We start from the raw sequence: 12,845 nt of genomic DNA, 5'->3' as shown, positions 1-12,845 counted from the left end.
GAAATTTGCCCGGTCAGGAAAACCCTACGCACCACCCATCGAGGGGAGGCAGCATGGACGCCATTGCACTGTTGAAGCAGCAGCACCGTGAGGTCGAGGAGCTCTTCGAGAAGTTCGAGAAGGCCAGCGAGGGCAAGGGCGAGCAGGTGCTGATGGACTTGTTCGCGCGCATCGCGGACAACCTCGCGGCGCACGCGACCATCGAGGAGAAGCTCTTCTATCCCAGCGTCTACGTGGGGCCCACGGCGGATAAGTTGCAGGAGGCCGTGGAGGAGCACCTGGCAGCGAAGCGGGTGATCGCGGACCTGCTCGACATGGACCCCGCTGACGCGCAGTTCAAGGCCAAGATGAAGGTGCTCAAGGAGCTGGTGGAGCACCACGTGGAGGAGGAGGAGAAGCAGCTCTTCAAGGATGTGAAGAAGCTGTTGTCCAAGGACGAGCTGGCCAGCATCGGTGAGCAGCTGGAGGTCATGTTCAACGAGCTCATCCAGACCGAGCCGCGCATGCAGGTTCCGCGCGAGACCGGTGAGGCTGCGCCGCTGGCGTGAGTCCGAGGTCAGGCCGGACGCGCCTCGTGGAGGCTTCCACGGGGCGTGCGTCGTCAATGACGGGGCCGCTCGCATAGAGTGCTCGCCGGAGGACGACCATGGCCCGCAGTACCATTACCCCCGCACTGACCGTTTCCCTCGAGCGAGTTCGCGCGCACTGGCACCGCAAGCAGGGCCTCGACGAGCCCATTCAAGCGAGTGTCGAGGAGGTGGTGGCGGCCACGGGCTGGCTGCGGACGCTCGGGGGCGTGGACGCCTACCTGGCCATGCGGGCGCGCGTGCCCGGGATGAAGCGCCGGCAGCTCGACGAGGCAGTGGAGCAGTCCCGGCTGCAGGTGATTCCCGCCGTGCGTGGCTGCATCTACCTGGTGCCACGCCCGGAGGTGCCGCTCGTGTTGCGCATCGCCGAGGAGCAGCACCGCAAGCGCGCGGACCGTGAGCACGAGAAGGCGGGCATCGCCCCGAAGGAACTCGCGGATGTGGGCGAGGCCGTGCTGAAGGCCCTGCGCAAGGGGCCGCTGTCCACGGATGCGCTGCGCAAGGCGCTCCCCGAGGGCACCGTGCGCAGCCTGGGGGACAAGGGCAAGAAGGTGGGCATCTCCTCGACGCTGCCTCCGGCCCTGCGGCACCTCGAGTTCGAGGGCAAGGTGGAGCGCACGCTGGACGGCGGGCGGCTGGATACCGAGCGCTACCTCTGGCGGCTGCCGGCGAAGAATCCCCTCACCGGTGCGAAGGTGCCCGCCGAGGCCGTGGAGCGGCATGCGCGCATCGCCGCCACCTTCTTCCGGCAGGCCGGGCCCACCACCCTGGAGAGCTTCACCACCTGGGCGGCGCTCTCCCAGCGCGAGGCCCGCGCCGCCATGGAGAAGCTGCCGCTGGTGCCGGTGGCCGTGGAGGGCCTCGCCGCCGAGGCCTGGGTCCTGGAGGAGGAGCTCGCCGTGCTGCGCGAGAAGGTGCCTGTCTCCTCGTCGCTGTCGATGCTTGCATTCGAGGACAGCTACCTCGCCTTCCACGGAGGCCCGGCACTCTTCACCGACCCCAAGCACCACGCGCGGGAGGTGCCCGTGTGGGGCACGACGAAGGGCAGCACGCTGGGTGATGCGCGCTACCTGTTCATGCGCCCGTTGCTCGATGGGGACAGGCTGGTGGGCTTCTGGGAGTACGACGTGGACGCGGGGGCCGTGGTGTTCGGCACCTTCGACAAGGTGGCGCCCAAGCGCCGCAAGGCCGTCGAGGCCCTCGCCGGGGAGATCGCCACCTTCCTGCGCGACGACGTGGGGCGCGCGCACAGCTTCTCCCTGGACAGCGACGACTCGCTCCGGGAGCGCGCGGCGCTGGTCAAGGAGATGTGAACCACCGCTGGTCCACGGTGGCGAAGCCCGCGAGCAACTCTCCCGCGAGTCGGGGGTGCACGGTCTTCTCGGTGCGTCGCAGGTAGTCGTTGAGCACCTGGCCCTTCGCATCCCGGCGGAGGGCGGGTTGGTGCAGATGTAGCTTCGAGCGCTTCACGCCACCGCCCACGCGGTGCACGAAGGTCACCGTGCCGTCCCGCTCCACGCGCTCGACCACGCCGATGTGCGTGAGACCGTCGTTGCGGCGCCCGTCGCGGTTGCGGTCATAGGTCTCGCGGAAGAAGACCAGGTCTCCCGGACGGGGCTTGGAGTGGAGCGAGCCGAGGCTCTGGGCCTTGCGGTAGATGGCGGCCACGCCATTCTCGCCCGGGAGGGGGCGCTCGGGCAGCAGGCTCAAACCTCGCTTGCGGTAGGCGAGGTTGGCCAGTCCGGAGCAGTCATCGTTTACCGAGGGGCTTACGGCTCGGAGCGAGGGAAGCCCCACCCAGAGGGAAGCGCGGACCGCGGCGCGGCGCGCGAGCGTTCCGGAGGCGTTTTGGGTGCTCTGGCGCGAGGAGGCACGGCGAGCGGCCTCGACTTCGGGTCCCCAGAGCATGACGCCCATCAAGGCACACAGCAGGAAGGCACGGTGCATGCCCGAGCCCCTTCAGCAACCGGCGTGCCCTCGACATTCACCGTGGGGGATGTCTACCCGCTGACGGCCGGGGTCCTCTTCTGTACCCCGCACGTGGAAGAGTTCTGCCCAACCTGTTCCCGGGAGACGTGTTTCCCAGACTCAGACTTCCTCGTCGGGCAGAAGCGAAAGAAGCAGCTCGTCGTCGGGGCCGTGCGGGCGCCAACCGGGCGGCGGTGGTGTTGCGAGGAGCGCATCGCTGGCTTGGTCGACGCGCTCCCTATGGGTCTCAGGGGTATCGGCAAACCACGAGCCGAGCGCCTTGGCAACCTTGAAGCGATTGGCGTCATCCAGTACGGTCGGCCAGCCGTCGGGAAGACACTCGGACAGCTCACGCACAAGCACATCGCGCACGAAGCGCGTGACCTGCTTTCGCTGTTCCGCCTCGGCGTGCAACCCGCTCAACACCTGCACCCCGACGACGTCGTCCTCGCCGAGTTCCTCGGCCAGCGCTACCAGTGAGGCAGTAGGTTGGGCGTTCGCAAAGGCAGTGAGCGAATCGTAACCGCGCTCGCGCACCCGCTCATACAGGCGGACCCTCCAGTTACCCCGCCAAGCCTGTCCGCCACTCATTGCCCTCTCCATCGAATGAACTCCATCGGGACACCGTAGCGCCTCATGCGATACGCGACGATGTCCAGCACCTCGATTCGCGTCAACATCCGGCCCGCTTTGGACTCGGCTTGATATAGCGCATCCATGATCATCCGGTTCCATTCACCCGGCCATGTGCGGCCCAGCTTCCAATTGCCACCGCCGTGAATGGCCTCGTGGTGCGCCTGCTCCAGCTTCACGCAGAACTCGTCGATATCCATCTCGCCGGTGAAGCCGCGCTTCTCGAACCAGCTGCGGAACTCTTTTGGCATGACGTGGTGCTCCGGTGGCTCGGCCATGCCGGCCCCCGTTTTGCCCGTCACACGCATGCCTCGAACCTCGGGCCCATCGCCGAGTGCCTCGCGCACGCCCCTCGGCAGCTCGCCATGTGCCTGCGCCATCATCACCTGGCCGGCCTGAATCCGCACGGCGGCGCTGACGACGGGGAGCGAGAGTACGCCCGCGCGCACCAACTGGCGCATCATCTCCAACCACTCGGCGGAGACGACAATCCGCGTACCCATCATCACGCCGTCGCCGCCTACCGCCAGGCCGATGCCGACCAGGGCGGGAGCGGACGGAGGCACCGAGGGCAGCGAGAACCGCATCGCCGAGAGCATCGTGACAGTCTCGATGGCCTCCTTGAGCACCAGCACCCTCTGGAGGTTCTCCGCCGCCACGCGCATTCTCTCCACAGTGGCCGCGAATTCGGCTGTGAGGTGACCTACCAGCTGGGGCACGTCTTGCGCCGCGGCCTCCACCTGCTCGTGCTCCCGGGAGGAGAGCGCCGTCATCGCGGGCTCGAGCATCTCCTGCCTGCGCCACATCTCCGCGAAGAGCGTCTCCACGGGGTAGAGGTGCTCTCTGAGTGCGATGTCGGCGAGGTGGAGGATGTCGAGCCAGACGGAGAGCAGGATGGAGCCCATCATGGCGGCCTCGAGCCGTGGGCCGGCCAGACGCAGCAGGGCGAGCTGCATGTCCGGGTCCTCCACCTGCGAGGCGGCGGTGGCCAGCCGGGTGGCGGCAGCCAGCTCGGCGTCAATCCACCGTCGTTGACGTTCACCATGGTCGACGTAGCGGACGAAGATGCCGTTGCCCGCGCCGGCGATGCCCTGGTCGCTGGCCTTGAGTCTGGACAGCTCGCTGGAGACGCGGCGCGAGGAGGCGGACACCTCGTCCACGGCACGGAGAAACGCCACGTGGGCCGCGAGGGCGCTCCGCCTCGCATTCCCCTCCATCCCGGCAGGGCCCGCTGCCGTCACGGCCTCTCGGGAGCCCCGGCGGCGGTGTATCCGCTCCGAGGCGGCGGTCTCGGACGGGGAGTGCTGCGGGAAGGGGAGGGCAGACGGAGGCTCGTCGCCCGGTCCGGCCGCCAACACAGGCCCCGTGGCCTCGCGTGGCGCGTAGCTCAGGTCCATGCTCCGAGCATGCGGTGGCGTCACCGACGCACAGCCTGCGCCCAACAGGGCCAGGACGAGCATCAGCCCCGCCCACCGGGACCGGAGCGAATCAGCGCGCATGGTTCGCCCCCAGGCGCGGTGCGCAAGATGGGTTGTCGGACAGTGCGGAAGTCATTGGAGAGTCTCCCCCAGGAGCTGGCCGACGTCGGGTCACGTCCCCGAGGACGATAGTGTTGTGCACCAGACGACACCTGCGCCCCACGCATGTGAGAGTGGATGTGTGTGGTGTCCGCCAGCCAGCATGTGCGTGACATGAGGGCGATCTCCCGAGTTCAATCTTTTTCCCATTGCTCGCACCTTGGTCGGCGGGTGATTAACCGTCGCTCCTTACCCCTACAGGGACGGCGCCGATGAACTCCGCACCAGGCCAGGACTCTTTCCCCGTCATCCGCGCGGTGGAGCGACTGCTTCCCCCCCATTACGCCCGCCAGGACCAGATCATCGGCTCCCTGCGGGAGCTTTGGGCCACTCGCCACTACAACATCGAGCGGCTGGAGGAGCTGCATCGCTCGGTGCAGGTGGATGGGCGCTTCCTCGCATTGCCCATCCAGCAGTACCCGGGGCTCGTCACGTTCCAGCAGCGCAATGACGCCTGGATTCAGGTCGCCACGGACCTGGGCGAACAGGTGGTGCGCAAGGCGCTGGACCGCACGGGACTCACTCCCCAGGACGTGGACCACGTCTTCTTCGTCACCGTGACGGGCATCGCAACGCCGAGCATCGACGCGCGGCTGATGAACCGGCTGGGCATGCGCCCGGACATGAAGCGCACGCCCATCTTCGGGCTCGGCTGCGTTGCGGGTGCGGCGGGCACGGCACGTGCCTCGGACTACCTCCGGGCGTGGAAGGGCCAGACTGCGCTGCTCATCTCGGTAGAGCTGTGCTCGCTGACGCTGCAGCGCGAGGACCTGTCCATTCCCAACATCATCGCCTCGGGCCTGTTCGGAGATGGGGCGGCGTGTGTGGTGCTCCAGGGTGGAGAGCGGGCCGGCGCGGGTCCTCGCATCGTGGCCACGCGCTCGGTGCTCTACCCCAACACCGAGCGCATCATGGGCTGGGATGTGGTGGACACGGGCTTCAAGGTGGTGCTGTCGGCCAAGGTGCCGCAGCTCGCGCGCGAGTTCATCCGCCGGGACGTGGACGGTTTCCTCTCTGAGCACGGCCTCACGCGCAAGGACATAAAGCACTGGGTGGCGCACACCGGTGGCCCCAAGGTGTTGCAGGCCTTCGAGGAGGCGCTGGAGCTGGCGCCGGACACGCTCTCTCTCTCCTGGGCCTCGCTGCGCGAGGTGGGCAACCTGTCCTCGGCCTCCGTGCTCTTCGTGCTGGGCGACATGCTGGAGTCCGGCAAGGCCCAGCCCGGAGACTGGGGCGTGATGATGGCCATGGGACCGGGCTTCTGCGCGGAACTGGTGCTGCTGCGATGGTGAGCACGCTCGGCGGGTATCTCGGCTTCCTGGGGTTGCTTGTCGCCGAGCGGTTGGTGGAGCTCGTCCTCTCCAAGCGCAACGCGGCGCGGGCCTTCGCGCGTGGCGGGGTGGAGACGGGACAGGGTCACTACCGGGTCATGGTGGTGTTCCATACGCTCTTCCTCGCCGCGTGTGGCGCCGAGGTGGTGTGGCTCGCGCGTCCGTTCCCGGGGGCTCTCGGTCTCGGCGCACTCGGTGTAGCGCTCGTGGCGCAAGCGCTGCGTTATTGGGCCATCGCCTCGCTGGGAGAGCACTGGAATACGCGCATCATCGTGGTGCCGGGCCTGCCGCCGGTGACGCGGGGGCCGTATCGCTTCCTGCGCCACCCCAACTACGTGGCGGTGGTGCTGGAGCTGGCCGCGGTGCCGCTCATCCACGGGGCCTGGGTGACGGCCCTGGTCTTCTCGCTGGGCAATGCCTTGCTGCTCTGGGTGCGCATCCGCGCCGAGGAGGCCGCACTGGGCGCGGCCTATGCCCAGACTTTCGCCGACAAGCCCCGCTTCATTCCGGAGGTACCCCGTGGTTGAGAACGAGCTGGTCGTCCTTGGCGAGATACGCCGCATCGTCTCCCAGGAGCTGGATTGGCAGGGCGAGGTGGAACCTTCGCACCACCTGATGAGGGACCTGCAACTGGACAGCCTGGGGCTGACGGTGCTGGCGGTGGAGCTGGAGAACCGCTTCCGCATCCGCCTGTCCATGGAGGACTCGGTGGAGGTCAGCACCGTAGGGGAGCTGATGCGCCTGGTGGCTGCTCGTGCCGCTGAGGAGCCTCAGGCGGCGTGCGCGGTGGGAGGTGCTTCATGAAAGGGTCGGAGCTGCCTCGGTTGAAGCACGCCACCCTCAACGAGATGCTCGCCGCCGCGGCGCGCACCTCCTCGGGGCTCGTCTTCGTGGATGCTGCCGAGCGGGAGACGTCGCTGTCCTGGGCTCAGCTGTACGAGCGGGCCCGGCGCTTCGCCGCGGGCCTGAGGCGCATGGGGGTGGCTCCCGGCGAGCGCGTGGCGCTGCTGCTGCCCACCTCACCGGGCTTCATGGATGGCTTCTTCGGCACGCTGTTGGCGGGCGCGGTGCCGGTGCCGCTCTATCCGCCGGTGCGGTTGGGGCGGCTGGAGGAGTACCACCGCTCCACCGCGCGCATGTTGGAGGTGTCGGCCGCGACGGTGGTGATCACGGACGCGAAGGTGCGGCTGCTGCTGGGCGAGTCCGTGGCGGCGGCGCGTCCGAGGCTCGGCTGCCACACGGTGGAGGCGGTGTCGCGCGAGGAGGGTGAGCTGGCCGAGCCCGTCACACCGGAGGCGCTCGGCCTCATTCAATTCTCCTCGGGCTCGACGGTGGACCCGAAGCCGGTGGCGCTGCGTCACGGCAGCCTGGTGGCTCAGTTGGCGGCGCTGGAGGTGGAGATGCCGCTGACGCCGGACGTGGCGCGGGTGGGCGTGTCCTGGCTGCCGCTGTACCACGACATGGGGCTCATCGGCTGCCTGCTGTCGGCGGCGTACTACCCGGGCACCCTGGTGCTGATTCCTCCCGAGGTGTTCCTCGCGCGCCCCGCGCTGTGGCTGCGCGCGCTGTCGCGGCACCGGGGCTTCGTCTCGCCCGCGCCCAACTTCGCCTATGGGTTGTGCCTCAAGCGGGTGAAGGACGCGGAGATGGAGGGCGTGGACCTGTCGGGCTGGAAGCATGCGCTCAACGGCGCGGAGCCGGTGTCGGTGGAGACGCTGCGCCTCTTCTCCGAGCGTTTCTCGCGGTGGGGCTTCCAGGCGGGGGCGCTGCGGCCGGTGTACGGACTGAGCGAGGCCTCGCTGGCCGTCACCTTCCCGCCTGCGGGACGAGGGCCTCGCGCGCTGAGCGTGGACGCGCGGGTGCTGGCCACGGAGCGGCGCGTGGTGGACGGCTCGCGCCAGGTGGTGTCGGTGGGGCGCCCGGTGCCAGGCTTCGAGGTGGAGGTGCGGAACGAGCTGGGCCACGTGGTGGAGGAGCGGCAGGTGGGGCGGGTGTTCGCGCGAGGGCCCTCGGTGATGGCGGGCTACGTCGGCCACCCGGAGGCGACGGCGCGCGCGCTGGACGCAGAGGGCTGGCTGGACACGGGGGACCTGGGCTTCGAGGCGGACGGTGAGCTGTTCCTCACGGGCCGCGCGAAAGACCTGGTCATCATCCGCGGCGCCAATCACGCGCCCCAGGAGTTCGAGGAGTGCTTGGAGCCAGTGGAGGGCGTGCGCACGGGCTGTGCGGTGGCGCTGGGCTTTACGCCCGAGGGGGTGAATGACGAGGCGCTGCTCATTCTGGCCGAGCACGCGCCGGGCGTGGAGGTGGAGGGGCTGGAGGAGCGCATCCGCGAGGCGGTGCTGGCGGGCACGGGCGTGCGAGCGCACACGGTGCGGGTGCTGGAGCCGGGGACGCTGCCGCGCACCTCGAGCGGGAAGCTGCGCCGGGGTGAGGCGCTGCGGCGCTACCTGGCGGATGAGCTGACGGCGCCGAAGAAGGTAGGCACGGTGGGGCTGGTGGTGGAGATGGCGAAGAGCGCCCTGGCCTTTGCCCGGACGGGACGCGACGGGTGAGTGCCTGGGATGTCGCGGTGGTGGGCGGCGGGCCCGCGGGGCTGGCGGTGGCGATCACCACTGCGAAGCGGGGCCTGAACACGGTGGTGCTGGAGCGTGCCGCCGTGCCCCCAGACAAGGCGTGTGGTGAGGGGCTGATGCCCTCGGGCGTGGCGGCGCTGGAGCGCTTCGGGGCGCTTGCGTTGTTGGGGCCACGCGAGTGCGCCCCTTTCGTAGGCATTCGCTACGTGCAGGAGGACGGGAGCGGCGCGGAGGGACGGCTGCCCGCCCCCGGGGGCCTGGGGGTACGGAGAGTGGCGCTGGTGACGGCGATGGCCGCGAGGGCGCGGATGCTCGGCGTGGAGCTGCGCGAGCGCTGCGCGGTGGTGGGCCAGCGGCGCACGGCGGACGGGTGGGAGGTGGAGACGGCGGATGGGCCGCTGCGGGCGAAGATGCTGGTGGCGGCGGACGGGCTGGCCTCGCCGCTGCGGCGCGCCGAGGGGCTGGAGTTGGAGGTGGCGGGGCCGAGACGTTTCGGGCTGCGGCAGCACTTCCGGATGAAGCCGTGGTCTCCCTTCGTAGAGGTGCACCTGTCCGAGGGCGTGGAGGCGTACGTGACACCCGCGGGTGAGGAGCGGGTGGGCGTGGCCTTCTTGTGGACGGACGGGTTGCCGGGGCGCATCGGCTTCGAGTCCCTGCTCACGCGCTTTCCCTCGCTGGCCGAGCGGGTGGCGGGAGCGGAGCCGGACTCGAAGGCGCGGGGAGCGGGGCCGATGGCGCGGGCGGCGCGGACACGGGTGGCGGACCGCTTCGCACTGGTGGGGGACGCTGCGGGGTACGTGGACGCGGTGACGGGGGAGGGGCTGTCGCTGGCTTTCACCTGCGCGGAGGCGCTGGGCAACCTGTTGCCGGATGCGCTGGCGAAGGGGGCGGCGCGAGAGTCGCTGCTGCCCTACGAGCAGGTGTTTCAGCGGGCGTTCCGCAAGTACGCGTTGCTCACGGGGGCCATGCTGATGCTGGCGAGCAGGCCAACGCTGCGCCGTCCCCTGGTTCGCTGGCTGGGGACGAATCCGCGCGTCTTCGAGTGGGTTCTCGCCCACGCCATCGTGTAGAGCTCCAGGCACGAGCGGTTTCTGGCGGGACGGAATCTCACGAGGGTAGGAACGGCCTCATGCTCCTACTCCGATACTTCCTGCTCCTCCTGCCCGTGCTGCTCGTGATGAACCCTGCTCCCTCCTCCGCGGAGCAGCTTCCCACGGTGGTGGTGACGGGTGACCCCGTTGCACCCTCGCCCTCGCAGCCGGGCACCGGCCTCTGCTCTATGTCGAGGATCTCGACGGACCCGGCCACTGACTTTCCCCAGAGCAATTCCAGCTTCGCCGGGGGAATCAGTACGTTCTTGGAGGCTCTGCCCGGTGCCTCCAATCCCAATGCACGCGTCACGTCGGTGCTCCGGACGCAGTTGGATCTCTCCAACAACAACATTTCCGGACAGCAACTGAGCCTGGGTGACTTCGTGAACGCCGTGCCGGGATGCCCGAGCGGTGGCTGTGGCTTCTTCGTCAACGACGCCTCCACCTCCTTCGCCACCCGCCTGCGTGGCTATCTGAATGTGACCGCGGACATGGTGAGTGTGCCTGTCCACTTCGGGTTCTATGTTGACGATGCGGTGGCATTCTCCATCTACGACCGGAGCGCCCGCAGCTACCCGGTCATCAACCGGCCGCCGCAGCTTGGTTTCCCGACCTATCGCACGACCAACAGCGTCACCTTCGCGAAGCCGGGTCTCTACCCCGTCGAAGTGCTCTACGCGGAGATTGGTGAGCACGCCGCGCTCGAGATGTCGCTGCGGGTCGGGACCTTCAGCGACTTCGAGCGGCCAGCGAACCAGGCTCCCGTCATCAAGCTCAATGCCGAGGGGTTCAACCTGGTTGCTCCCGAGATGTTCTACCAGTCCGAGACGGGGCAGCCCTCGTTCCCGGAGCTCGACAAGTGCGTCCAGTGCAGTCGGCAGTACGCGAACACCGCGGGCAACAATGGCTGTAGCGCCGGCTACTACTGCAATGGCGCGGCGGTATGCGATGTCTGTGATACGCCGATCTTCTGCGGGGCATCGTGCTCGCCTTGTGGTCAGGCGACTCCCTTCTGCGTGGCCCGGTCCCGAGACCACGTTTGTGCGGAGTGTAGACAGAGCGAGGACTGCACTGCGCCCGATGCGTGTCACGTCGGAGTCTGTGATGCGGCGGGTACCTGCTCCTTCCCCGCCGTGACGGATGGGACGGCGTGTCCGGGTGGGACGTGCCAGGCGGGCGTGTGTATGCCTCCAGATGCGGGCAACCCGGACGCTTCGACTCCTGATGGAGGTGGAGATGGCTCGGATGGGGGAACGGTTCCGGATGGCGGGAACGTGGGCTCGGACGGGGGAGCGGGCTCGGACGGCGGGGACGTGGGTCCGGATGGCGGAGGGAACGCTCCGGATGGAGGGAGTGCGGGTGATGGTGGCCCGACGGGTGGTGAGCCGGATGCGGGCCAGGGTTCGGATGCGGGGACGGGCTCAGGAAGCGGCGACGGGGATGGATGCCCAGACCCTGATGGACAGCCCGTCGGGTGCGGTTGTGGCACGGCTCTGCCGTCGCTCGCGCCGCTGGCCTTCTTGGGCCTCGCGTTCCTCCTGAGAAGGGTCCGGAGGACGAGCGCTGGGTGAGGGCCCGGGTCCCGTCAATGCAAGACGCCGGAGCGCTTGGGGCGCTCCGGCGTCGGGACTTCATGACTTCACGCGTGGACTTCCTGCCAGCGCTCGTCAGTTCGTCGCACTCGCCGAGCCGACTGGCTCGAGCTGATCCACCCGCTGCTTCAGGACCGGATCATCCGGAACCGTCGGGCTCAGGGTGAAATAGGAGAGCTGGTGCGCGCGCCCGCCGGTGGGAGGTTTTACGTCCACCTCTGTCTCGAGCTGCCGCAGGCGGCCCTCCAGCTCCTTGATGGTTTGGGTGAGCTCGGCGCGCGTCTGTTCGTCCTTGGCGCTGGCGAACCGCTCCTGCGCCTTCAGGATGTTGTCCTCCACCACGCGCAGCTGCTGGCGGGCCCGCGTCCCCGAGCCCAGGTCCACCGAGGGCCCCGGTCCGTCCACGCTCAGCTCCAGCCGGGTAATCTGGCGTCCGAGCCCCCCCGAGGGGAAGACGGCGGTGTGGCTGCCCACCAGCTCGCCAATGCCGATGCCCTTGGCGTCGTGGGACTGCACCACGAAGTCCACCGCGTCCTCGGCCAGCAGGGCCATCTTCACGGCCTGTTGGTAGGGCACCGCCGCCAGCACCACCACCACGTCCACCTTCTTCGTCTGGCGCAGCTTGCGGGCCTCGGCCAGCGCGGTCTCCACGGGAGGGCGGCCTTTCAGCCCGGGCTCTCCGGCAGGCGAGCCCTCGGGGGATACGCCCACCACGCCCACCTTCAGCCCTCCAGCTTCCACCACCATGGACGCCGCGAAGGGGGCCTTGCCGGCCTTGTCCACCAGGTTGGCGGACAGCAGCTTCATCTTCTTGCGCGCCCGCGTGGCCTTCTGGAGGTAGGCCAGGCCATGCGACAGGTCGCGCTCTCCCACCGCCATGGCCACCGTGCCTTGCGCCTCCATCTGCTCGAGGATCAGCTCCGCCTTCTGTTGGACCAGGGCCGCCTCCAGGCGTCCAGTCTCGCGGAACAGAGCGTTGCCCGCGTCCATCAGCACCACCGGCAGACCGAGGGCCCTCTCCGCCTCAATGGCTGTCTTTCTTCGGGACAGCCCTCCCTGCGGCTCTTGCTTGCAGCCGCACGGTGCAATCTCTCCCCGGTTGTCGCCGGTGAAGAGCAGCACCAGCCGCCGCGGCGCCGCCTGGGCCCCCAGGGGCATCAGCAGCAGCACGGCCACCATCATCAATGACAATCGCGCCTTCACTTCTTCTCCTCGCACGAACGCGGGCCGTAGGGCCCTCTGGGTCTCCGCATGCTACGCCAGCGCCTTCCGCTCACGGGCTCGGGGGCCGCTTCCACGGTGAGACCCAGGGGCAGGGCAATTCATTGCGTGCGCAATGATTGATGCGTTGCGTAATTCATTGTCCCTACAATGGTTGATGCGGAGGGTAATCGTTGTGCGTGCAATGATTGCCGCGAGGAGTCAAGCAAAACCTGATTAAAAAAGAATGAAGGGATTGATCAATTTTTAGGATTAACTTAAAAGATACA

The 12,845-nt window shown here is 68.5% G+C and carries 12 protein-coding genes; 8 read left to right on the top strand and 4 right to left on the bottom strand.

The window, feature by feature from the left end:
- The first annotated feature begins 53 nt into the window (after positions 1 to 53).
- Positions 54 to 548 carry a hemerythrin domain-containing protein gene (locus tag OV287_RS47610; RefSeq protein ID WP_267540713.1) on the top strand — a complete coding sequence of 165 codons (495 nt, stop codon included), beginning with the start codon at positions 54 to 56 and terminating at the stop codon, positions 546 to 548.
- Between the two features lie 98 nt (positions 549 to 646).
- Positions 647 to 1,900, top strand: a complete 1,254-nt coding sequence (locus OV287_RS47605; RefSeq protein ID WP_267540712.1) for a DNA glycosylase AlkZ-like family protein — start codon at positions 647 to 649, stop codon at positions 1,898 to 1,900.
- Here the strand turns inward: OV287_RS47605 and OV287_RS47600 are convergent.
- The 3 genes from OV287_RS47600 to OV287_RS47590 form a co-directional block, all read right to left on the bottom strand.
- Complete coding sequence (locus OV287_RS47600) at positions 1,887 to 2,534, bottom strand: C40 family peptidase (protein WP_267540711.1); 648 nt, start codon at positions 2,532 to 2,534, stop codon at positions 1,887 to 1,889. The two genes, OV287_RS47605 and OV287_RS47600, sit on opposite strands and share 14 nt — an antisense overlap.
- Positions 2,535 to 2,675: 141 nt before the next feature.
- Complete coding sequence (locus OV287_RS47595; protein WP_267540710.1) at positions 2,676 to 3,146, bottom strand: NUDIX hydrolase; 471 nt, start codon at positions 3,144 to 3,146, stop codon at positions 2,676 to 2,678.
- On the bottom strand, positions 3,143 to 4,687 hold the full coding sequence (locus OV287_RS47590) for a DUF2380 domain-containing protein (protein ID WP_267540709.1): 1,545 nt from the start codon (positions 4,685 to 4,687) through the stop codon (positions 3,143 to 3,145). Before OV287_RS47590 ends, OV287_RS47595 begins: the two co-directional genes overlap by 4 nt.
- A gap of 290 nt (positions 4,688 to 4,977) precedes the next feature.
- Here OV287_RS47590 and OV287_RS47585 point away from each other — a divergent pair, with 290 nt between their 5' ends.
- The 6 genes from OV287_RS47585 to traA are packed head-to-tail and all read left to right on the top strand — an operon-like array spanning position 4,978 to position 11,334.
- Positions 4,978 to 6,057: a type III polyketide synthase gene (locus OV287_RS47585; RefSeq protein ID WP_267540708.1), complete on the top strand. Its 1,080-nt coding sequence runs from the start codon at positions 4,978 to 4,980 to the stop codon at positions 6,055 to 6,057.
- Complete coding sequence (locus OV287_RS47580; RefSeq protein WP_267540707.1) at positions 6,051 to 6,623, top strand: isoprenylcysteine carboxyl methyltransferase family protein; 573 nt, start codon at positions 6,051 to 6,053, stop codon at positions 6,621 to 6,623. The genes OV287_RS47585 and OV287_RS47580 overlap by 7 nt, the downstream gene beginning before the upstream one ends.
- The gene (locus OV287_RS47575; protein WP_267540706.1) at positions 6,616 to 6,900 is read left to right on the top strand and encodes an acyl carrier protein; all 285 of its coding nucleotides are present in this window, start codon (positions 6,616 to 6,618) and stop codon (positions 6,898 to 6,900) included. The genes OV287_RS47580 and OV287_RS47575 overlap by 8 nt, the downstream gene beginning before the upstream one ends.
- Positions 6,897 to 8,651, top strand: coding sequence for a fatty acyl-AMP ligase (locus OV287_RS47570; RefSeq protein WP_267540705.1), 1,755 nt, complete (start codon positions 6,897 to 6,899; stop codon positions 8,649 to 8,651). The genes OV287_RS47575 and OV287_RS47570 overlap by 4 nt, the downstream gene beginning before the upstream one ends.
- On the top strand, positions 8,648 to 9,742 hold the full coding sequence (locus OV287_RS47565) for an NAD(P)/FAD-dependent oxidoreductase (RefSeq protein ID WP_267540704.1): 1,095 nt from the start codon (positions 8,648 to 8,650) through the stop codon (positions 9,740 to 9,742). Before OV287_RS47570 ends, OV287_RS47565 begins: the two co-directional genes overlap by 4 nt.
- 59 nt (positions 9,743 to 9,801) lie before the next feature.
- Positions 9,802 to 11,334, top strand: coding sequence for an outer membrane exchange protein TraA family protein (traA, locus tag OV287_RS47560; RefSeq protein ID WP_267540703.1), 1,533 nt, complete (start codon positions 9,802 to 9,804; stop codon positions 11,332 to 11,334).
- 96 nt (positions 11,335 to 11,430) lie between these two features.
- Here traA and OV287_RS47555 read toward each other — a convergent pair whose 3' ends face one another.
- Positions 11,431 to 12,558, bottom strand: a complete 1,128-nt coding sequence (locus OV287_RS47555) for a bifunctional UDP-sugar hydrolase/5'-nucleotidase (protein ID WP_267540702.1) — start codon at positions 12,556 to 12,558, stop codon at positions 11,431 to 11,433.
- Positions 12,559 to 12,845: the final 287 nt, after the last annotated feature.

The organism is Archangium lansingense, assembly GCF_026626635.1.
Taxonomy (GTDB): domain Bacteria; phylum Myxococcota; class Myxococcia; order Myxococcales; family Myxococcaceae; genus Archangium; species Archangium lansingense.
The sequence above is the reverse complement of the archived record's forward strand: the minus strand, read 5'-3'. Positions and strand labels throughout refer to the sequence as shown.

Coding starts and splice junctions, on each gene's coding strand:
- OV287_RS47610 (WP_267540713.1), top strand. CDS start 54: ATGGACGCCATTGCACTGTTGAAGCAGCAGCACCGTGAGGTCGAGGAG.
- OV287_RS47605 (WP_267540712.1), top strand. CDS start 647: ATGGCCCGCAGTACCATTACCCCCGCACTGACCGTTTCCCTCGAGCGA.
- OV287_RS47600 (WP_267540711.1), bottom strand. CDS start 2,534: ATGCACCGTGCCTTCCTGCTGTGTGCCTTGATGGGCGTCATGCTCTGG.
- OV287_RS47595 (WP_267540710.1), bottom strand. CDS start 3,146: ATGAGTGGCGGACAGGCTTGGCGGGGTAACTGGAGGGTCCGCCTGTAT.
- OV287_RS47590 (WP_267540709.1), bottom strand. CDS start 4,687: ATGCGCGCTGATTCGCTCCGGTCCCGGTGGGCGGGGCTGATGCTCGTC.
- OV287_RS47585 (WP_267540708.1), top strand. CDS start 4,978: ATGAACTCCGCACCAGGCCAGGACTCTTTCCCCGTCATCCGCGCGGTG.
- OV287_RS47580 (WP_267540707.1), top strand. CDS start 6,051: ATGGTGAGCACGCTCGGCGGGTATCTCGGCTTCCTGGGGTTGCTTGTC.
- OV287_RS47570 (WP_267540705.1), top strand. CDS start 6,897: ATGAAAGGGTCGGAGCTGCCTCGGTTGAAGCACGCCACCCTCAACGAG.
- traA (WP_267540703.1), top strand. CDS start 9,802: ATGCTCCTACTCCGATACTTCCTGCTCCTCCTGCCCGTGCTGCTCGTG.